The 21103-nt window shown below is 54.5% G+C and carries 19 protein-coding genes and 1 tRNA gene; 13 read left to right on the plus strand and 7 right to left on the minus strand.

Annotated elements, in window-relative coordinates:
* Window positions 1-332 precede the first annotated feature (332 nt).
* Window positions 333-731 carry a cupin domain-containing protein gene (locus tag ACR0NZ_RS08640; protein WP_480518273.1) on the minus strand — a complete coding sequence of 133 codons (399 nt, stop codon included), beginning with the start codon at window positions 729-731 and terminating at the stop codon, window positions 333-335.
* 299 nt (window positions 732-1030) lie between these two features.
* A complete protein-coding gene (locus ACR0NZ_RS08645; RefSeq protein ID WP_480518276.1) occupies window positions 1031-1942 on the minus strand; it encodes a LysR family transcriptional regulator in 912 nt (303 codons plus the stop codon).
* Between the two features lie 121 nt (window positions 1943-2063).
* On the opposite strand from ACR0NZ_RS08645, the gene ACR0NZ_RS08650 reads away from it, so the two are divergent.
* From ACR0NZ_RS08650 to ACR0NZ_RS08690, 9 genes are all read left to right on the plus strand, one after another.
* Complete coding sequence (locus ACR0NZ_RS08650; RefSeq protein WP_480518278.1) at window positions 2064-3119, plus strand: dipeptidase; 1056 nt, start codon at window positions 2064-2066, stop codon at window positions 3117-3119.
* A gap of 34 nt (window positions 3120-3153) precedes the next feature.
* The gene (locus tag ACR0NZ_RS08655) at window positions 3154-4749 is read left to right on the plus strand and encodes an ABC transporter substrate-binding protein (RefSeq protein WP_480474887.1); all 1596 of its coding nucleotides are present in this window, start codon (window positions 3154-3156) and stop codon (window positions 4747-4749) included.
* Entirely contained in the window at window positions 4750-5808 is a 1059-nt protein-coding gene (locus tag ACR0NZ_RS08660) for an ABC transporter permease (RefSeq protein ID WP_480518280.1), read from the plus strand. It begins immediately after the preceding gene.
* Entirely contained in the window at window positions 5805-6716 is a 912-nt protein-coding gene (locus ACR0NZ_RS08665; RefSeq protein WP_480474889.1) for an ABC transporter permease, read from the plus strand. The genes ACR0NZ_RS08660 and ACR0NZ_RS08665 overlap by 4 nt, the downstream gene beginning before the upstream one ends.
* Window positions 6713-7561, plus strand: coding sequence for an ABC transporter ATP-binding protein (locus tag ACR0NZ_RS08670; protein ID WP_209506685.1), 849 nt, complete (start codon window positions 6713-6715; stop codon window positions 7559-7561). The genes ACR0NZ_RS08665 and ACR0NZ_RS08670 overlap by 4 nt, the downstream gene beginning before the upstream one ends.
* Window position 7562: 1 nt before the next feature.
* Window positions 7563-8318 (plus strand): ABC transporter ATP-binding protein, encoded by a 756-nt coding sequence (locus ACR0NZ_RS08675; protein WP_480518282.1) that lies wholly within the window; start codon window positions 7563-7565, stop codon window positions 8316-8318.
* A 209-nt stretch (window positions 8319-8527) separates the two neighbouring features.
* Window positions 8528-9268 carry an outer membrane protein gene (locus ACR0NZ_RS08680; protein ID WP_480518284.1) on the plus strand — a complete coding sequence of 247 codons (741 nt, stop codon included), beginning with the start codon at window positions 8528-8530 and terminating at the stop codon, window positions 9266-9268.
* A 416-nt stretch (window positions 9269-9684) separates the two neighbouring features.
* On the plus strand, window positions 9685-10080 hold the full coding sequence (locus tag ACR0NZ_RS08685) for a hypothetical protein (protein ID WP_480518286.1): 396 nt from the start codon (window positions 9685-9687) through the stop codon (window positions 10078-10080).
* Window positions 10081-10404: 324 nt separating this feature from the next.
* A complete protein-coding gene (locus ACR0NZ_RS08690) occupies window positions 10405-11025 on the plus strand; it encodes a hypothetical protein (RefSeq protein WP_480518288.1) in 621 nt (206 codons plus the stop codon).
* Window positions 11026-11609: 584 nt separating this feature from the next.
* Here the strand turns inward: ACR0NZ_RS08690 and ACR0NZ_RS08695 are convergent.
* Window positions 11610-11699: transfer RNA gene (locus tag ACR0NZ_RS08695), tRNA-Ser, on the minus strand.
* Between the two features lie 434 nt (window positions 11700-12133).
* Here ACR0NZ_RS08695 and ACR0NZ_RS08700 point away from each other — a divergent pair.
* Both ACR0NZ_RS08700 and ACR0NZ_RS08705 read left to right on the plus strand, forming a co-directional pair.
* Window positions 12134-14116, plus strand: a complete 1983-nt coding sequence (locus ACR0NZ_RS08700; RefSeq protein WP_480518290.1) for a phosphatase PAP2 family protein — start codon at window positions 12134-12136, stop codon at window positions 14114-14116.
* Window positions 14117-14300: 184 nt separating this feature from the next.
* Window positions 14301-15509 (plus strand): hypothetical protein, encoded by a 1209-nt coding sequence (locus ACR0NZ_RS08705; RefSeq protein ID WP_480518292.1) that lies wholly within the window; start codon window positions 14301-14303, stop codon window positions 15507-15509.
* A gap of 8 nt (window positions 15510-15517) precedes the next feature.
* On the opposite strand, the gene ACR0NZ_RS08710 is transcribed toward ACR0NZ_RS08705, so the two are convergent.
* Window positions 15518-16459 (minus strand): YcaO-like family protein, encoded by a 942-nt coding sequence (locus ACR0NZ_RS08710; RefSeq protein ID WP_480518294.1) that lies wholly within the window; start codon window positions 16457-16459, stop codon window positions 15518-15520.
* 68 nt (window positions 16460-16527) lie between these two features.
* On the opposite strand from ACR0NZ_RS08710, the gene ACR0NZ_RS08715 reads away from it, so the two are divergent.
* Together ACR0NZ_RS08715 and ACR0NZ_RS08720 are read left to right on the plus strand one after the other, a co-directional pair.
* On the plus strand, window positions 16528-16839 hold the full coding sequence (locus ACR0NZ_RS08715) for a hypothetical protein (protein ID WP_480474903.1): 312 nt from the start codon (window positions 16528-16530) through the stop codon (window positions 16837-16839).
* A gap of 32 nt (window positions 16840-16871) precedes the next feature.
* Window positions 16872-18491, plus strand: a complete 1620-nt coding sequence (locus ACR0NZ_RS08720; protein WP_480518296.1) for a hypothetical protein — start codon at window positions 16872-16874, stop codon at window positions 18489-18491.
* A 6-nt stretch (window positions 18492-18497) separates the two neighbouring features.
* Here ACR0NZ_RS08720 and ACR0NZ_RS08725 read toward each other — a convergent pair whose 3' ends face one another.
* The 3 genes from ACR0NZ_RS08725 to ACR0NZ_RS08735 all read right to left on the minus strand — a co-directional run bounded on the left by ACR0NZ_RS08725 (window position 18498) and on the right by ACR0NZ_RS08735 (window position 21091).
* Window positions 18498-18881 carry a carboxymuconolactone decarboxylase family protein gene (locus tag ACR0NZ_RS08725; RefSeq protein ID WP_480474905.1) on the minus strand — a complete coding sequence of 128 codons (384 nt, stop codon included), beginning with the start codon at window positions 18879-18881 and terminating at the stop codon, window positions 18498-18500.
* A 237-nt stretch (window positions 18882-19118) separates the two neighbouring features.
* Window positions 19119-20207: an aromatic ring-hydroxylating oxygenase subunit alpha gene (locus tag ACR0NZ_RS08730; protein ID WP_480474906.1), complete on the minus strand. Its 1089-nt coding sequence runs from the start codon at window positions 20205-20207 to the stop codon at window positions 19119-19121.
* Window positions 20204-21091, minus strand: a complete 888-nt coding sequence (locus ACR0NZ_RS08735; protein WP_480518298.1) for a MurR/RpiR family transcriptional regulator — start codon at window positions 21089-21091, stop codon at window positions 20204-20206. Before ACR0NZ_RS08735 ends, ACR0NZ_RS08730 begins: the two co-directional genes overlap by 4 nt.
* Window positions 21092-21103: the final 12 nt, after the last annotated feature.

The following is a 21103-nucleotide window of genomic DNA, read 5'->3' on the forward strand; positions in this document are numbered from 1 at the left end:
GTCCATCAAAATGATGATCCCAAGCCAAAAAGGACACAAAAGTCAAAACCGATTGGACGCTCCGAGATCAACCAAGTTTCCACACACCCTCTCCGCTCAGCGGAAGTCTAGTCGTAGAAACTATGAAGTCCGCTTGGCGCTTCAAATCTGACATCTCAATTGCGTTCGGCAACGGTGGTTGTGCCCTCCCGCAACCATTCTTCTAGGCCGAATATCAAACACTTAGCCTCGCAACCCGCGGGGCGTTTTGCATTGGAGCTTTGGCGCTGGAAGCACCGTGGAAGCAATAGGGGTTAGAAAACTGCGCAGCTGGCCCCCAACAGTATTTTGCGTCACCTCGGTACAAGGTCCTCAAGTTCAGGCATTAGAACAACGCTTTCCTGTTCGTTCGGGTCCGTGCGCGCGATAACTGCAACTGCGGGTTCATTCCCATCGTTGAACGGAAGGTGCGGAGTGTTTGCCGGTATATAGATCAGGTCTCCTGCTTGCGTTTCCATAACGTGTTCCAGCCTGTCGCCCCAATACATCTTCGCAGACCCGGAAATCACATAAATCGCGGTTTCATGTGTCTCATGTTTATGCGCCCTGGCGCGCCCTCCGGGCGGGACCGTAAGCAGATGCATGCAGATAGCTTGGCTTCCTACCGTCTGTCTGGCGATGCCTTCGAAGTAATCGAACCCCTGTTTCCCGGTATAGGTTTCGCCGGGGCGCAGTTTCACACAATCCGCCATTTAGGTATTCCTTCCTAAGACTTGAGCGAGATAATGATACGCCAGCTTCGCTACGAAACGTAGGGAAATCACAGGCGGGTTGCGGGTAGAGGAACTTAAGAGCCAAATAAACGAACCGCATGCCGGGGGATACGGCCTGAGATAAATAAGGACAAAGAAAGCCATATTCGCGGACGTTACTCATACCAAACTGTGCACGTAGCCATTTCAGGTCTGCACCTCGAACAACCCCCTCCAAAATCATCCCTGTTGGGCGGCCACATGGAGTGTTGCCAGTGAAGAACCTTGGAAAGATTTCATTATCTCGGGTCAGAAAAAGGGTCCGGAGGGGTGTTCAATCGCAGATGCCGCATGAATGCCCGTGCGATCCTTGGAACCGGTTTTTGATCCGAGACCACAAAATGGCCCCGGTACCGCATTGGAGATTCAAATCGGACAAATGCCAGATCGGGAGATCGGTAATGGTAGACGGGAAAGGGATTGATAACAGACAGCCCCAATCCTTCGCGCGCCATGTCGGCAGCGGCAAATGAGGTTGAAACTTCGGCAACGATCCTCGGTTTAGCGCGCACCTGTTGAAGCAACCGGTCCAGCTGCCCGCGCCGCCCGTGTCGATATGTCAGTGCGATCAACTCTTGCTCATGCAAGTCTGAAGGCGTCAGAACGGTGCGTTCAGACAGAGGATGTTCAGGGCGCATGACGCAAACGGCTGGTGACTCGCGAAATGGAATAAGTTTGATGCCAGCGCGGCTTTGTTCAATCCCGGTCACGGCAAGATCAAATCGATTCTCAAGCACGCCTAGCGTGACCATATCTGATGTTGTCACCTCAAGGTTTACGAAAAAACCGGGATTCCCGCGAATGAAACTGGCGATGAGGGAAACGATGTATCGATGAGCGTAGCTGGGTGGTGCAACGAGACGCAGTGTTTCTTGCACTGTTTCGCCCGGGCCATCGATCCTGTCCAAAGCCTCGAACAAAGGATCCAATCGCATATTCAGCCTTACGGCTTCTTGCGTCGGTCGCAATCTGCCTGCATCCCGTTCGAACAGTGTTCTACCCAACCGATCCTCCAGGCTGCTGACCGAGCGACTGACCGCAGACTGAGACAAGCCGAGCTGTCGTGCGGCGGCTGCTGTTGTTCCAGACTGCATGAGCGCACGGAGCGCCTGGTATTCCGGCAAAGAATGCCAGTTGCGAGGTTTCTTCATTGCTGGGCACCCGCATGATTCCGACTAGCTCTATGAGTAAAACTCATCAAGATTTTTTACAATTATGATGATTACGTCTGTTAGCGTGTGTCGAAATGACACTAACCTGGGTAAAGTGAGTTTGAGCACCTCCCCTCTTATCTTTGATGGGCACAATGATGTTCTGTCAAAACTGGCCTCGTCAGGTGGTCTGCCCGAAGCGGGCCGTTTCCTGACCGGGCTCGAAGGTGCGATTGACTCTGTTAAATCCAAGGCCGGTGGATTTGGCGGAGGCTTCTTTGCCGTTTGGGTGCCTTCGCCTATCGATGCCGATGCAAAAATGGAAGAAATGGTCCAGCCCAGCTATGACCTGCCGCTTCCCAATCATATTGACGCTGAAGATGCTCTGCCTTCAGCGCTGGGGCAGATTGCGATCCTGCTGGAACTGGAACGTTTGGGGGCGTTGAAAGTGGTTCGATCGGTTTCGGATATCCGGAACAGCATGGCGCAAGGCCAGATGGCGGCCATTTTTCACATTGAGGGTGCCGAGGCGATTGATGCCGATCTGCATTCGCTTGACGTGTTTCATGCAGCGGGGTTGCGATCGCTTGGGCCAGTGTGGAGCCGACCCAACATTTTCGGCCATGGTGTGCCGTTTAGATATCCATCGGGGCCGGATACTGGCCCTGGATTGACAGATCATGGACTGCGGCTTGTTCAGCGTTGCAACGCGCTGGGGATCATGCTGGATTTGTCGCATCTCAATGAAAATGGTTTCTGGGATGTAGCGCGGTATTCGGATGCGCCTTTGGTCGCCACGCATTCGAATGCCCATGCCATCTGTCCGCACGCGCGGAATCTGACCGATGACCAGCTTCGCACCATCGCGGAAAGCGACGGGATGGTCGGGTTGAATTTTGCCACTGCGTTTCTGCGCGAGGATGGTCGGATGCTTTCCGATGTGCCGTTGACGCAGGTTCTGAAGCACCTTGACCACCTGATCGGGATAATGGGTGAAGACCGGGTCGGGCTTGGGTCCGATTATGACGGGGCAGTCGTGCCGGACGACGTGAAGGACGTCTCGATGCTGCCTCGATTGAGGGATGCCATGGTGACCCATGGATACGGCGAAGAGCTCATCAAGAAGCTCTGCCACGAAAACTGGTTGCGTGTTCTTGAGAAGACCTGGGGATCGTAACCGTTAGTGAAGACTTGATGACAGAGAGGACAAAATGAACGCATTTAACAGATTGCTTACCGGTGCGGCGCTGGGATTGGCGCTGGCCGTGACCTCGACTTCGGCAATGGCCGAAACGCCGCCGAACATGCTGGTTATTGCGCATCGTATCGACGATATCACGACGCTGGATCCGGCCGAAAGCTTTGAGTTTGCGGGTTCGGATGTCAGCCGGAATGTCTATCAGAAGCTGGTGAACTTCGACCCGCTCAATCTGGATGCCGGCTATCAGCCCGACATCGCTGAAAGTTGGGATGTGTCTGAAGACGGCAAATCGATTACCTTCAATATCAGGGAAGGACTGACCTTTCATTCCGGGAATCCGGTGACGGCCGAAGATGTTGAATTTTCACTGCGTCGTGCGATCATTCTAAACAAGACCCCGGCATTTATCCTGACCCAGTTTGGGTTCACGCCGGAAAATGTCGAACAAACGATTGTCGCGGATGGCAACACTCTGACAATCACAACGGACAAACCCTATGCGACATCCTTCGTTCTGAACTGTCTGACCGCTACCATCGGCGGCATTGTCGATAAGAAGACGGTGATGGAACACGACAAGGATGGCGATCTGGGCAACGAATGGCTCAAGACCAATACTGCTGGATCTGGTGCTTATAGCCTGGTCAGTTGGAAGCCCAATGAAAGCGTAACACTGAAGTCGAACCCTGATTTCTACTTGGGTGCTCCGGCCATGGAGCGTGTGGTTGTCCGCCACGTTCAGGAAAGCGCCAGCCAGCGCCTGTTGCTGGAACGTGGTGATATCGATGTCGCGCGCAACCTGAACCCAGAAGATGTTGCCGGCGCTTCATCTGTTGCCGGCGTAAAGATCGCAGACGAGCTTAAGGGCCGCCTGATGTATGTTTCGCTGAGCCAGAAACACCCCGAGCTTAGCAAGCCTCAGGTTCGGCAGGCGTTCAAATACCTGGTTGACTATGAAGGGATGCGTGACAGCTTCCTGAAGGGGCAATACACGATCCACCAAAATTTCCTGCCCCAAACCTATCTCGGTGCCTCTGACGAAACGCCGTTCAGCTTTGATGTTGAAAAAGCCAAGGCACTGCTGGATGAAGCAGGTGTAAGCGGGCTTGAGATTGAAGTTGGTGTACGTGAAGCGCAGGAACGGATCGAAATCGCCCAGTCGCTGCAGAATGCGCTGAGTCAGGTTGGCATCACGATGAACATCACCGTGGGAACCGCCAAACAAATTCTGGCGCGGTATCGTGCGCGGGAACTGGATGTTTATCTTGGCGCATGGGGGCCGGACTATCCCGACCCGCAGACGAACGCAGGTACCTTTGCCTATAACCCGGATAACTCGGACGAAGCCAATGCCACAGGATTGCTGGCATGGCGGAATTCTTGGGATACCGGCGGGCTGACCGACAAAACGGACGCGGCTGTTGTCGAAAACGACACCGCGAAACGCGCTGACATGTACAAGGAAATCCAGGCCGAGTTCCGCGAGACTTCGCCGTTTGTCATCATGTTCCAGCAGATCGAGCAATCGGCCCTGCGTGAAAACGTGACGAATTTCTCAACCGGTCAGGCGATAACTTCGGCGTCGTATTGGCAGGTGACCAAGTAAATGGCACTGGCCGAAAGACCAACTGAGGGGCGCCGCTCGGCGCCTCTTATCCATTGGATCAAGAGTATCCTGAAAACTATTGGCACCATCGCAATTACAATGCTGGGTCTGCTTTTCGTGACCTTCATTATCGGTCGCGTGATGCCGATCGACCCGGTGCTGGCAATCGTCGGTGAACGCGCATCGCAATCGACTTATGATGCGGTCTATCAACAGCTTGGTCTTGATAAGCCGCTGTTGGTTCAATTTGGATATTACCTTTGGGATGTTCTGCACGGTGATTTTGGCGATTCACTTCTGAATGCCCGCCCGGTTTCTCAGGATATTGCCCGCGTCTTCCCTGCCACGCTGGAATTGGCGACTTTGGGCGTTCTGATTGGAATCTTTCTGGGTGTTCCGCTTGGTGTGATCGCCGCAGTCAAGCGCGGATCATGGATCGATCAGATCGCCCGTGTGGTCGCGCTTGTCGGGTATTCAATGCCAATCTTCTGGCTGGGGCTCATGGGGCTTCTGGTCTTCTACGGGATACTCGGCTGGGTCGGTGGCCCGGGCCGCCTGGATATCTTCTACGAGGACATAGTGCCCTCACGCACTGGGCTGATTTTGGTAGACAGTGCCTTGGCCCAGGATTGGGATGTCTTCCGCAATGCGTTGTCCCATATCATCCTGCCCGCAGCTTTGCTGGGGTACTACTCGCTTGCCTACATCAGCCGGATGACCCGATCCTTCATGCTGGAACAGTTGTCAGCCGAGTATGTCATTACCGCTCGCGTTAAAGGGCTGTCTGAAAGACAAGTTATCTGGCGCCACGCCTTCAAGAATATCCGGGTGCAGCTGATCACAGTGATCGCACTCAGCTATGCCAACTTGTTGGAAGGATCAGTTCTGACCGAGATCATCTTTAGCTGGCCGGGGATCGGCAGCTATATCACGACGGCCTTGCTGAGCGCCGATATGAATGCCGTTCTTGGAGGAACCGTTGTGGTCGGGCTGATCTTTATCTGCCTGAACATATTCTCGGATCTTCTTTACCGTTTCTTTGATCCGAGGTCGAAATGAGCGACATGACCCTGCGCCAGTGGCTGCTGACCGACGAGCCGACTTCGCGCCGCCATGCCAGATTGGCCAGCTTCTACAAAGGCTGGCTGACTTTGCGATCAAACTCGATGGCAATGGTCGGGTTTGCGATCCTTGTAATCCTTGTTCTGACAGCGGTCTTTGCGCCTTTTCTCGCGCCGCATGATCCCTTTGTTCAGAGCCTGTCCAGCCGTCTTCTTCCCATCGGGGCTGAAGGGCACTTGCTGGGAACCGACAGCCTGGGGCGGGATATTCTGTCACGCCTGATTTATGGGGCCCGAATTACGCTGTACATCGTAGCGCTTGTGGCGCTCATCGCACCGATTGCGGGGCTTCTGGTCGGGACGGTTGCGGGATATGTGGGGGGATGGACGGATGTAATCCTCATGCGCATCACGGATATTTTCCTCGCTTTTCCACGACTTGTTCTGGCGTTGGCGTTTGTCGCGGCGCTTGGGGCAGGGATTGAAAACGCGGTTCTGGCAATCTCGCTCACGGCATGGCCGCCCTATGCGCGTATGGCACGTGCAGAAACCCTGACCATCCGGTCAACCGACTATATCAACGCGATCCGCCTTCAGGGTGCCGGGCCGCTGCGCATCATCACCCGGCATATCTGGCCACTGTGCATCTCATCTTTGATCGTGCGGGTCACGCTGGATATGGCCGGGATCATCCTGGCCGCCGCCGGCCTTGGTTTTCTGGGGTTGGGGGCACAACCTCCAAGTCCGGAATGGGGTGCCATGATATCCGAGGGTCGACGTTTCATCCTTGATCACTGGTGGGTGGCAACGGTGCCGGGGCTAGCAATTTTCACGGTTTCGCTGGCCTTCAACCTATTGGGTGATGGCCTGCGGGACGCGCTTGATCCAAAGGACGGTGGCCAATGAACTTACTCGACATCGAAGATCTGTGGGTTCGTTTCCCAACCCGTCAGGGCGTGTTTGACGCCGTGCGTGGCGTGTCGTTTTCGCTCGGGCGCGAGCGTCTGGGGATTGTCGGCGAAAGCGGCTCGGGCAAGTCGATGACGGGACGGGCCATTCTGCGCCTGATCCGAAATCCGGGTATCGTCGAGGCCAAACACATCAATCTGGAAGGCCGAGACCTAATGAAGCTCAGCGAGCGCGAGATGCGTGAGGTGCGAGGCAAGCAGATCTCGATGGTGATGCAGGACCCCAAGTTTTCTCTGAACCCGGTGGTCACGGTTGGCGAGCAACTTATGGAGGCATACCTCCAGCACAATTCCGGCTCTAAGGCCCACGCGAAAAAGATGGCTATCGAGATGTTGGATAACGTCTCAATCCGTGATCCTGAGCGGGTGATGCGAGCATACCCGCATGAGGTGTCTGGGGGTATGGGGCAGCGCATTATGATTGCGATGATGTTGATTCCCAATCCCAAGATTCTGATTGCCGACGAACCAACTTCGGCGCTTGATGTCAGTGTTCAGCGGCAGGTGCTGAACATCATGGATGGATTGGTCAAGGAACGGGGGATGGGCCTGATATTCATCAGCCACGACCTGAATCTGGTGTCTGAGTTCTGCGACCGTGTCCTCATCATGTATTCTGGTCGGATCGTCGAGGTTTGCGAGGCTGACAAGCTGCATCAGGCCCAACATCCCTATACCCAGGGCTTGCTAAACTCGCTGCCGCGCCTTGATGAAAAATGCACCCACCTGAGTGTTCTCACACGCGATCCGTCTTGGTCCGAAGCCCCGAGCGTGAGGGGCTGAAATGAAGGCACTGGAAATCAACCATCTGAATGTCTGGTTTGGTCACGCGCACGACCGGGTCGATGCAGTGAAAGACGCAAACCTTGAAGTCGCGCAGGGCGAGAGTTTTGGCCTTGTGGGCGAAAGCGGGTCCGGCAAGTCGACAATTCTGAGGGCAATAACGGGGCTTGCACCGCAATGGTCGGGCACAATCCGCGTAGAAGGTCTGGCTATATCCGGGTCCCGGCGGGATCGGTCATTCTTTCGGACCGTCCAGATGGTGTTTCAGGACCCCTACGCGTCTCTGCATCCGCGGCATACTGTTGATCAGGTCCTCAGTGAAACAATTCATCTGCATGGGTTTGGAGATATCGATAAACGCGTGAGCGATTTGCTCAACGACGTCGGACTTGGGCGAAGATTCCGGTTTCGGTATCCACACCAGCTTTCCGGTGGTCAACGACAACGCGTGGCAATCGCAAGGGCGTTGGCAGGTGAGCCGGACATCTTGCTTTTGGACGAACCCACGTCAGCTTTGGATGTCAGCGTTCAGGCCGAGGTGCTCAACCTGCTGACTGACCTGCGCAAACAGCGCGGATTGACCTATCTTATGGTATCTCATGATCTTCCGGTTATCGCACATATGTGCGAGCAATTGGCAGTTATGAGAAATGGTGAAATTGTTGAGGTTATGTCCTCTGAAACTTTGCGTTTGGGGAACCCAAGCCACGAGTATTCCAAGCAATTGTTGACCGCCTCTGTTGCCCCAAACCAGTAGCGACTTCGTTAGAAGCGGGATTTATCCTTCGTATGATCAGTTCGGGTGACGCGCGACAGCGGCCTTTAGCATTTCCTGTGTGAACGCATCCTGTGATTGATAAGGACCGTGTTGGCGGTACAGCGATCGAGATATTGGAAAAGGCTACAAATTGTGTAACCGTGAAGTATGCAAGGAATGCAATATAAATTCTGGCAACGAGGTCACTGATGAAAAGCAAGGTGCAATACTTGGCGATAGCGTTTGCGTTACTGATCGCACCGCCTATTTCAGCCCAGCAATCTGACTGGTCTTTTGCGGGGACCGCTTACCTGTTCATGGCCGAAACGGATATTTCCCTTAGAACACCAAGTGGAACAATCGACGGCACGTTGAGTTTTTCAGACGCTCTCGAAAACTTGGATTTTGCGTTTATGGGCGGCATTTCCGCGTCTAACGGGCGCTGGTTGTTGCTTGCTGACTATAACTACACCGATTTGGCGTTCAGTAATTCAACTCCCGGCCCGGCGTTTTCGAATTTGGACACCTTCGCCACCACGCAATTTCTCAGCGGCTATGTCGGATACCATGTTTATGAGACACCCGCGATCAGCGTGGCCCTTGCCGGTGGGTTCAGGTGGTTCAGCACGGAAACCACATTCCGATTGCAACCGGGGATCGTCGCCGGGCGAAGTGTGACGATCGACGACAACTGGACTGATCCGGTCGTCGCTGCCCGCGCACGAGTTCGGATTTCTGACAAATGGTCAGGGACCGGATTTGTGGATTACGGTGGATTTCGGAGCGGTAGCGAAACCTGGCAAGTTCTGCTGACCGCGGATTATGAAATCAATGACAGATGGCTGATCCGGGGCGGCTACCGCTATATCTCCTTTGATCATGAGATCAACGGCAATGATTTCAGGTTTGACCAGTCAGGCCCGTTGCTGGGGGCAACATACAGGTTCTGAAGATAACGTCAGGCGCATCCTTTGATACTAACCTGTTACGTGTTGGGGGTTGGACGATGACTTGGGGAAACGGATGGCGCTCGGATGGTGCCTGGCCATTGCGGATCGTGTTGACCAATTCTATGGGCCTGTCACGGAATTGTGCCGACCCTTTTACTTGGTATTTTGCCAAAATGGCGTGACATCATGGCATCAAAACCAACTCCGCAATTTCGCGCTGAAGCGGTGCGTGTAGCATTGCCGTTCGAATGTCAAAAAAGTGTTCGACAGCGGTGTTCCGTTGGCACCTGTGTGGAATAACCCCGTCAAATTAGTAGCCCAATAAAGGTTCTGGAAAAAAGTATGAGAACGAGATCGAAGTCGAAAAATTCCTAACAGTGTTCAGCGCAGATAAGTGGAATTGGCTTTGGCGACAAATGACCAATATGCAAGGGGGCGGTCCGAAAAATTGGGTTGCAGGTACTTTGGAAGCAATGCTTGGGTCGCAGCAATTCTACTTTCCTGAGGTCGCCCACATTCCGGCAGAACGCGATTTGGGGGAAGGCGCTACTGGTTTCAAAATCCGGAACGAAAAGACACTCATTGATGAGTTAGCGGAACTCCAGAGCCCGGATCATGATCAACGTGAAGACAGACTGTTGTTTGACAAGATAACCAGCTTCGTTCGGGTTGTGACGGGAAAGGACGACGTGACGATAGAGGTACCTCACGATAGAAAACACATTCTGGTCCACATCGACAACAAGGTGCTTCCACTGTTTCGGCTTGGGACAGGTAGCCACCCTGTTTCCGCAAGACACGCAATCCCGTGAATTCTGGCTTAAGGAATTTTACCCATTGGCCTCCATTGGGAATGACAAGGCTTATTCAGGGCCAAAGAAGAAGAAGTCCAAGAAGAAGGCCAAAAGGCTTCCTGAACAAATCATAGCCAGCTTGGAACCCGCTGTGTGACCTTCGATTTTCCATTAGACCGATTAAAAGCACAGTTAGATCGCACGGTTGGTCCCGCACCTGCCATCTAGCGTTCATTCGCAACCACCCCAGAACTACCATTTCGGGCGACCCCTTGGATGAGCGGACATAGCTTGTTCGTGTAACGGTTGCCCACTTTTCCACAATTCAAAGGAAACCAAATATTGACTACCTCTACAGTCGTAGTGTGTCCGCACTGCGGCGAACAATTCACACGTAAGCGTTCGAATAAGAAATACTGCCAAACAAAGTGTCAAAAGGCGGCACACCAACGGAAAGACAGACAGGCTAATCCTGTCAATGCTGCATCAAGCCCAAATAAGAAAAGAAGCCAGCTAGAGTTGTTTGATTCTGCTCATAGGTTAGCAGAGATGTTATATTCAATCCCGGTCGAAAAAAGGCTTGGCTTCGTAAAGGACTTGATCGACTCTGCCAGAGACGGAAATCAAATGCTTCGCAACATTCTGACCAACAAGTACCTTCTATGTGCGGGCAATTCAGATATGATCAAGAAGTTGTCTCGCCCACATTTGGTTTTTCACAGCCAGATGATGTTGAGAAATACAGTTACTGGAAAGCTACTGCCTGTGCAGGATGATTTTGACCCGTCTCTATATTGGAGAAAAAATCCATCCTATCCCAACATTACGCAAGTGGCGGAACTGTACTGTCAGAGATATTGGGGCGTATCCACTCAGCCAGTTGTTTATGGAAAGACACCTGAACCAGACACAGGCGAAGTCTTAGAAACGATGGATTTCTTGAGCAACAGAGTAGCCGCCTGAAACATCCTCACCATATATAATATACCCAGAGATTGCCTAGGATCGGTCTTAGGGTGATTACATAAAATGGCTACCTAAGATACTGACTTGTATTGCGAGGGTGTTAGCCCCATTACCCTAGGTAGCTCACCTTAACCCATGCTTCTGGGTTTACTTTACCAATGTCAAAACTGGCCTAGGTCGAGGATCAACCGTCAATTCGGAACCAAGATCACTTAGAAGTCGCCACAGGCGGTTCATGTCGGACATATCCAGCATTCCGCCTTTGGACATCACGTTTTCAAGCATCTGAAACATTTCCCGGTTCACTTGGTTTTCTGAATTCATTGTCTTGTGCCTTTACCTATTCAGTTCTTGCTTTGTTTTCATGACGCAAGTGTATCCCGGCATCTTCAATTGCCCCACTTCGATATCAAACTCCAACAATCTCAAGCTGTGTCTGTATGTTTACCGATTCACGTAGCCCGTGTTTGACCTTCCCTAAAATGTATGGGGAGAACGTGTGGGGGAAACGTGTGGGGTATCTTTACGTTGCCCTGACTTAAGTCGTTGTTTTATATGTGCTTTATTCTAGTCTTGGTGGATGGCGGAGACGAAGGGATTCGAACCCTCGAGACCCTTCCGGGCCTACTCCCTTAGCAGGGGAGCGCCTTCGACCACTCGGCCACGTCTCCGCCGACGGGTATATCCGTGCAAGCAACGGAAATACAAGGTCAATTCCGCAGTGTTTGGTTTTTTTTACAGATCCATCCGAACTCTTTGAAATAGAACGGAATCGCACCGGTTTGCATCCACCATTGGTACGAACTGGTTCACTTTCTTCCGGACTGATGCAGTTCGCAATGTCTTTAGAATCGCGGGCCTTGCCTGTGGCATCTGGCCTGATTTGCGAGAATCTGAGACGTGGCAAGTCTACAGCGGCGTTCAAGTGCTCGGTTGGCTTTGCAATGTGAAATCGGGTCACGTTTTTTTTGCGTGATAGCGTTGTGTACGCCGGCGCGAAGCTAGCAACTGATTGAAAAGATGTAGAAAACACATTCCCTTTTTGGAAGTCACGATCCGGTAACGCCGTGATGCGATTCGTTCTGGTGTCGATGAGGAGAACATCATGTCGCAACATACCGTTCCGTCTGAACCATGGCAGAACCCTTATGAAGCCCATCAAAAGGTAGGCCGGGGTCGACGCCGTTTGAGTGTGTTGGCGCGCTCCTCTCAGGAGGTTTTCAAGGATCACAACGGTGAATCGGACCTTTTTGAAGGAACATGGCCCACGAATTTCTCGAAGGGGTTGCGTCATGACGTAAACGGAATTGTCGACGCGCAGGTCTATACCGAGTTTCTGGAAGAAGTGGCTGATCCGACCTGCACCGACAATTTTGGCAATCGGTTGGCGTTGTTCGACATGCCAGCCTATTCCGGGCCCTTCCGCACCGCGCCATCAGAGGGTGGTGAATTTAGGTGGCGTGCGTGGGAAGGGCCAATCCTGGGCCACCGGCTTGGTCTCAACGGATGTGACGCCGGGGGTTTGGGTATTGCCCCCGCGCCCCGGCTTGGCTCGGATGAGCTGGCGGCGGAGATGGCCGAGATCTACGCGATGGCCATTCTGCGGGATGTACCGTTCGAATCCATCAGGGATGGTGCCGGTGATGCGGCCAACGTGGCTGGTGCCCTTGGTCAGTTGGAATGGTTCCGGCGCGATGGCAGCCCTCGGGAAGCCGATGGCGCTGAGATTGGAAAGGTTTCGGCGGCGCGGCGGGTTCGGGATGGTGGCGGCCTGACCCCTCAAACCCTGTTTCGTGGTTGCTCGCAGGGCTGTGCGCAGGGGCCGTATCTGTCGCAGTTCCTGGTACAAGGCCACGATCCACTGACAGCAGATCAAGCGCGCCGGCAGAAGCATAAGCTGACGCAGGCAATGGCCGCCGGGCCTGTTCCCTTCGGCGCTTTGAGGATCGACCAGAAGATCTTGCCGCAGGCGGCGGGCGTGGACTATCTGCGGGATTGGGCTGAGTGGCTGGACGTTCAGAACGGGGCGGACACGACGGCCGAACAAGCCTTTGAGAGCGACGGAACGAAATTCATTGAAACACCGCGCGACCTTGCCTCTTACGTGCATTTTGACAGAATTTATCAGACTTTTTTCAATGCCTGCCTGCTGATGCTTGGACAGGGCACTCCGACAGACGAAGGTCTGCCTGACGATGGATATGCCGGTGTGCGTGATCCTGGCTCTGCCTGGGGCGGCGCGCATGTTTTGTCCCTGCTGACGGAAGCCGGAGCACGGGCCCTGAGGGCCGCGAAACGTCAGACGTTTCAGGTGCACAATCGTGCCCGGCCTGAAAAGCTGGGCAGTGTGACGAGTTTGATGGCAAACGGTCACGGCGCAACTCTTGGCGCGGCCGAGCCTTTTGCCGCGGCTCATCTGAGTAAACTCGAAGCTGCGGCAAGCGAAGGTTTCAGTCTTATGGATGCAATCGCCGCCTCGCCTTCGGTTAAGAGGTTTGCGCATAACGCCATTTCCCATAAGGGCCTGCCGCGAAATGACCGTAACTTGCTGCTTCCGGTTGCTTATCCCGAAGGGTCGCCAATGCACCCGTCTTATGGGGCGGCTCATGGTGCCGTTGCCGGGGCGTGCGTCACTGTGCTCAAAGCTTTCTTCAGAACGCACGCTTTGGATGGATCACGGGTGTCTTTGGCCTCGGCCGGTCTGCCTCGGGTCCTTGTGCCAGCTGCGGGGGGTAAGACCCTGATCGGCTCGACCCGACCGGAAGACAGTGCAGACTGCCTGACGCTAAATGGCGAGTTGAACAAGCTCGCTGCGAATATTGCACTTGGGCGCAACCTGGCGGGCGTTCATTTCTACAGCGATTATTTCGACAGTATCCGGATGGGTGAGCGTATCGCGGTCGGCATTCTGGCAGAACATATGGCAAAATCACCGACGTCATCGAAAGTGTCGCTTGAGACTTTTGACGGCGATCATCTCAGCATCTTGGGTAATCGGTCTTCTGGCAGTGAAATCCACGTTGCCAATAGTTCGCCTGAATTGTGGTGGACCCGCCACCTGCCAGAACAGGCAGGTTGGGGCGGATGAAGTTTCAATTTTTTTCGGAGGGAGATTTTTCATGATGCTTCCGTGCCCGTCAACGATGATGATCTCTCGAACCAGGCTGGAACTGCCGTGGCAATTATTGATGGCAGATCAGCCCTGCATTTCAGATACGGATCGGTGTTCGGTGATGGCTGTTTTTCAATCGCCAGGTTGCGCCGATAGGGGGGTGAGTGAAGCTGCCCTGTCGGATTGGAACTCGAGAATTGAAGGGATGTTCGATGGCAATGGAGTGAGCCCGTTCTTGGTCATGGACCCAGACGACATCGTCGATGGTCAGATATCGACGGGGTTCAAATGGTCTGCCAACCCGCGCGAACCCCGGGATTGTCTGGGCGAGGAACTGGCCGCCAGTCTTTCGGATCAGGGATGGGCAAGCCGGGCTGAACTGCACAATGAATTTTTGGAATATGCGCTGATTTTACGTCCCGATTCCGACGGCAAAATGCGGCCGAAGCGCTTTGTCGCCACGACCGAACTGATGGAGTGGTGGAGAACCATGGCAGTGTTCGATCTGAATCACTTCCTTTCGGTCGTCGAAACCGTATCCAGATGTTCATATTCCTGCGAAGAGCTGTTCGAGGTTTCGCGAGCAGATTGGTGCGAGATGGATGTGCCTCAACGCATCGCTCGTTTTCACAAAAGACTGGTGGGAACAGATTTTGCCCATCCACCAGAGCATCCGTTGAATATCGAACATGCTTTGTTCATGACCACAGAGACAAACAGCCTGAGCGACCTGATCGCCACAATGCATCTTTCCTCATTTCCCTATGTTGTCGGCCATGGTGAAAACAGAAGGCCCGCGCGGCTTTGTGAGGTGTTACATTTTGCCAACCGACAGGATCTGTATTGTCGCCATGCGGGATCTGGTTTGGCGGGTGAAGCCCTTGATCTGGCCTTCTCCAAGGGCACGGCGACACCGACAGGGCGCGCGATGGCATTCGTGAATCCTCTGGGGCTTTATTTTCGGGCGTTTCACATTTCCGAACTCTTCGTGGATGCGGTGAATGTGCCGACAGATTGGGTGCGTTATCAGCGCGGTGAAGCTGGAATGCCCATGCGCCTTGAGTTCGGGCCGGGCGACGATGATCCCCGGTTTCTGGACGATATCACCATGGGAACTGGGCCAACCGCACGGCCTGTGTCGGGTTACGCGCTTGCCAGCCTGATCGAAGTTGGCCCCTTGATAACAGTAGCGGCCAAACCACGCGCGATCACAAGGGTCGAATTTGTTGAAGTCCCGCCTGTTGATCCAGGCGACATCGTTTGTGGACTTCCAGAAACCCAAAGATGCAAACAGATCTCTGAATTTGTGGACCGGACCGAAACCGAGGTCATTGGCAACGTAGCGCTAACTCGCCAATTCAGTCACTGACAAAGGTTTCAAACCGGCACGGCTTTGACCACGGGCAAAGGTATTTCCGGCGCCGTCATATCGAATATGGCAATCGGATGCCCGGCAGCGTTGGCCGCCGCTGTCAATACAGCCATCAGCGTCGGGTCGGGGCTTTGCCAGGCATCCACATCGAAAGAGGATGCCGGAGTTGCCGGGCGATCCTTTCGCGCGCCGCGATACAGTCGAAACAAGCGTGCCTGTTCCTCATTCATCGAGTCATCTGTCACGCCGGTGTGGTCAAGCGTCACCATATTGCGCCAGGACACAACCGCTTCGCATGCCGCGTGCCAGACACCTGTCGCCAGATCGGCGGAAAAAGCCGTTCCGTAAGTTGGCCGCCCGCCATCCGCATCGGCGCAGACCGCACGCAGTAGCAAGCCGACCGCCGGAACCACGCGAAGGTGAACGCTCAGATTGCGCAGGTAAGTGTTCAGCCAGCGGGTCAGATCGCGCGGCAGCGCTGTTTCGGGCAACACTTGGTCGAACCCACGTGGTCCAAGCGCGTGTTCCAGACATTCAAGCGCGGCCCATAGCGCAGCGGCCTCATGCGTTGGTCCCGCTGCGGCCCCCTTCGACGTGATCTGCCCGTCGCTGCCCGGCGCACCCAGAGCAAGGGCATCACGTGGCAGAAAATGCGTGGCACCGTCCGATGAAATCAGGCTCTCGCGGGTTTCAGGCGAATCCGCGCTGTATTGCAGCGCATAACGTTCGATCGCCTCGAAACCCGAAAGCCGCGCGGCTTCGTCCCGGTTACGCGCAGTGCCGAAGGACACGCGATGTTTCATTGCGCCAGCGGGTGGCACTGTTCCGTTTCGCAAATTGATCATGCGAAAGGCGGTGTGGATCGGAGCACCTTTGGGAAATTCAGCAAAAGAAGGTCCGGAAATAAGCCCTGCGTTTTCGGCCAGTTCAATCAGCGCGTCGGTCATTTTTGTTTCCGGATAGGTATGTAACGAGTTATACAAATGGTTGTGGTTGTTAAGAAAGGACTTTTAGTATGGCTCGTTTGACTATTAATCCGAAATACACACTTAAGGATCTTGGGTGTGAAGTTTTGAACGCCGCCCGGAGCAACGCGCTGGGGTCGCCAGAAGATCGCGATGCGGCTGAGCAGAAGATACATGACATCCTTTCGGATGTCGGTAATCCTGCGGTGGAGTTCGTCTATGATTCCAAGGACAGGGTTCACATTGTCATCCCCGATCTGAGCGAAAAAGAGCCAGACCCAAATCCCGATCACCAGTCATGGTGCTGCAAGCTGGCCTATGAAGCGATGGGTGGCATTGTCGTTTATGGCTGTGGTTCCTGACCGCAGTGTCTGAACTTGCCTGAGGAGTTTATTTGAGTAAGGCAAAAACCAAGATATTCCTGACCGGTCCGTTTCAGGTGATTTGCGACGACGGCCAGGATGCAACACCACGCGGCACCAAGGCGAAAGCGCTTCTCGCCTTGGTGTTGTTGTCTAAAAATGCTGTTCGCAGCAGGGCCTGGCTGCAAGACAAGCTTTGGAGCAAAAGCTCACCCGCACAGGGTGCGGCATCGTTGCGCAAGGAACTTAGTGTCTTGACCAAGCATCTGGCCGGGTTCGGTCTGGGGTTTCTGGACATCGGGCGCGAGAATGTCTCCATCGACCTGAAAGCGCTTGAAATTGATTTGTTTGATGAACCGCTTCAACCGGATCGCGCCGAGCTTCTGGAAGGGTTGGATGTTGCAGACCCGGAATTTGAAGACTGGTTGGCCGTTGAACGGCAAGCTTATTGGGATGTTGGTTTTGATGAAAACGCGCCCGTTCCGGTTGGCGCGCGCTTTCCATCCCATTGGGGGCGCCAGAGACCAGCAATTGTTGTCGAGCCGTTTGAAGTAATTGGTGACGATAACAACATCAACGTGGCGGCGGCCTCGATCCGGGACGAATTGCTTTTCCTTTTGGGCACGTTGTCGGATGTCATTGAATTGCGCGATGCGCGAAGACAGGAAGGGCCTGTCGACGGTTATATGCTAAGCGGCAGCGTGGTAGGGGCCGAAGGGCTGCGCGTGGCAGCACAATTGACGTCAACTGTGGATCAGGTGTGCCTGTGGACCGAACGTTTCCGGTTTCGGGAAAAGGATACGTTTGACGCCGTTGAAGAAATCGCAATGAAAGTTGTCGAAGCGCTTCAGTTGCGGCTGCGGGATGGTCACTGGTCCGATATCTGGTCAGCACACGCTACATCCACCGAAGTTTGGACGGCATTTCAGAATGGCCGCATTCAGGAAAGCCTTACGACCAAGGACGGCCTGTTTCGTGCCATCCGCCAGTATGAGGTCTGTTTGCGGCGCGATCCGGACTATCTGCCTGCGCGGATCGCTGTCGGATTCTGCCGCCTGGATCTGATCCGGTTGGGCATGGAAGATTCGCCGGAACAAACGCTGGCTCTGGTCGAGGCCGACTGCGCCATCATGCGTGAAAAACACCCGGCGGATCCCTATTGTGCCGCGCTCGAAGCGTTTACCCAAAATGTTGCTGGCCATTCTGCCAAGGCTTGCCAGCTGATGCGCAAGGTTCTTGAGCGGTTCCACAGCAGCCCCGAATTGCTGGGCTATTATGGTGTCTTGTTGATGTATGACGACCGGCTTGAGGACGGAATAGCCACGTATCGGCAAGCTCTTGCGTTAACTCCGCACCCGCCGATCTGGATCGAGGCGAACTTGTCAATGACCCTTGCCCTCTCGGAAGACAAGGCAGCATGGCAGCACGCGCATAATGTCTTGCGAGTGGACCCCGGCAGCGTGCGGGCGCGGGTCGTGTTATGCATGTTGTCCGCTGCGGCAGGCAACCAGTCACTGGCACGTCGGCACGCCCGTCGCATCCTGGAATTGCAGCCCGGATTTACGGCCGAGCGCTGGGCCTGGCCCGGCTGTTTCAAAAACAGAAAATACTATGACGAAGGCGCGCGACTGTTGGCCGAAGCTGGTCTTTGATGGCGTTTATTTGTCTTCCAGCACTTTACGGGCGACGCGGAAACACTCCAATGCTTGCGGAACGCCGCAATAAATCCCGACCACGTGGATGATGGCGCGTATTTCTTCTTTGGTGACCCCGTTGGTGATGGCGCCGCGGCAGTGGATTTCCCATTCATGCATCTTTCCCAAAGCGCCGATCATGGACAGGTTCATCATCGACCGCGTTTTTGCGTCGATCACGTCATCCCCCCAGCCAAAACCCCAGCACCAGGCGGTCATGGCTTCCTGAAACGGGCGGGTGAAATCGTCAGCCGCTGCAAGGTTCTTTTCTACATACTCTGCGCCCAGTGTATTCTTCCGTTGTTCCAACCCTTTCAGGAACAGGTCTTCGTCAAATAAGTCGGCCATTGTGGGTCTCCGGTTTGTCAGCGTGTCAGGCGGTGTTTGTATGCAGGATCGTAGTGCGAAATTATCAACTGGTGCATCTGTTTTAACCGGTGTGGCTGGTCCACTATGTCGTTATACCTGCGTGGCTTTAGGCCAGGGCCGGTCGATTTCGCAAGGGTGCCATTCCTTGAGCATCAGCGTGGTTGATCTATCCGCTCAAGGGCAGGGCAAACAGGTTATGTCTGCCAAGGGCGGGTTTCATTCCACGGCCTCGCGCATCCATTGTTGCAACTTGGCGATTGAGTGTTCGGACATCACACCGCAACCCGGATCCAGCACCAGCGGGCCGGGGCGGTAACCGCGAGATCTGAGGCCGCGATGGACGGATTCCACAAGCCGGATGTCTTCTTCGACCGTTGTTTCCCTGTCCTGAACGGCCAGTTGCCGGATCACCGCGCTTTCCGAACCACCTTCAGTGTACCAACCGCGCCAGACGGTGCAGTGATCCGTGTCACTTGCGTGCCAGTGATATGTGTTCAGCACATTGCCCGGGTAGCACTGGAACGAAAACATAGGCCACAGGAACCAAGACTGGTAATCGCCCGCATGAGGCACCGACAGGTCGATAGGGTAAGTCATCTTGTCGAGACTTTGACATTCGGTCGTGTGGCGCAGCACGAAACCGCCGCCTGCATCGGGTTGGATGTCGTAGGTTTCGGGCTTGACGACACCTTCAGCAAAAGTCGGGTGGTTGGTCGGGCAGTGATAGCATTCCGAATAATTCTCGACGCTGACCTTCCAGTTGCAGTGTTCAGGGATCTCGACCCATTCCAGCGGCTCAAGCTCGTCGATATGTGGGACAAATGTACGGATTTCCTGCCGCACTCCGGGATACCAGTCATCCATCGGGGCTGCGTTTTCGTCGAGATTGACGAAGATGAACCCATTGAAGATTTCGGTCCGGACCGCCGTCAGGCAGATTGCACTGCGGTCAAATCCGGGGACGGATTTGATATTTGGACCCGCGCGCAGCTGGCCGGACAACTCGTAAGTCCACGCGTGGTAAGGGCAGACGACGACGCGGGTGTTTCCTGCGCCCGAGACCATTTCGTGCGCGCGGTGCTGGCAGACGTTATAGAAAGTGCGAATTTCGCCATCGCGTCCGCGAATGCAGAACAGGTTTTGCCCGGCGATCTCAAAAGCAAAGTAATCCCCTGTTTCCCGAACCTGCGCGACATGGCCTGCGAACTGCCATGTTCGGGCCAAAAGCCCCTGCATCTCCTTCTCGAAAATGGCGGGGTCGGTATAATATCGCGCGTCCAGTGAGTGGGTCAGCGGTACGTTCATTCGGGTTCCTCCGCATAGATTCCAAGCTGATGGCGACGACGATGGAAACGTTCGACCCGTTCGACGATCTCGTCGCTGGATACCGCGATCACGAAAGACAGCAGCGTTTCCAGCAGCGCGATGGTCGAAACGGATGATGGGAAAAACTGCGGCGTATCTGCTGCGACGACAAACCCGTGATGGGCGTTCCGGATCACAGGGCTGGCCGGGCTGTCTGAGATACCTATGACAGTCAGGCCCTGCTGACGTGCCAGTTTGACTGCCTCGATCACTTCGGTTCGGTAGGGATGACAGGTGATCGCAATCAGCACGTCCTGTTCATCCGCCCATGCCAGATCGTCTACCGGGGTTGAACCGGGGCGGGGGATTGCATGAAACTGCTTCATCCCGGTCGAAGCCAGATAGGTAAAGTTGCGCGCGTTGGAATTGTTGACGCCCACGCCGAGTGTGAAAATCTGGCGACAATTCCAGATGACTTCGGCAGCAGATTTCAGGCGGTTCGCGTCGATCCCTGCAAATGTTTCCTCGATATTCCGGATCGCGGCGCCGATCATATCGGCATACAGGCCGCCCAATTCACCGGATTTGCCGATGTCCTGAAGCCATCTGGCACGGTCTGGAAACGACACGCGCCCTTTTCGGATCGCGTCGCGAAAGGGTTCGCGAAAATCTTCGTACCCTTCAAAACCCACTTGCCGTGCCATGCGCACGAATGTGTTGGGTTTGACCTTTGCCGCCTCGGCAATTTCGCGCACGGTTGAGACCCCTACATCCGTAGGGTTCTCCAGAACGTAACGCGCGGCTTTCTGCGCCTCAGGGGTCAGGGCGTCCCACTCTTCGGTCAGGCGGTCCAGAACAGTTGATGATACATTTGTGTCATTCATGATTGACGATGG

The organism is Ruegeria sp. AE3 (assembly GCF_056542225.1).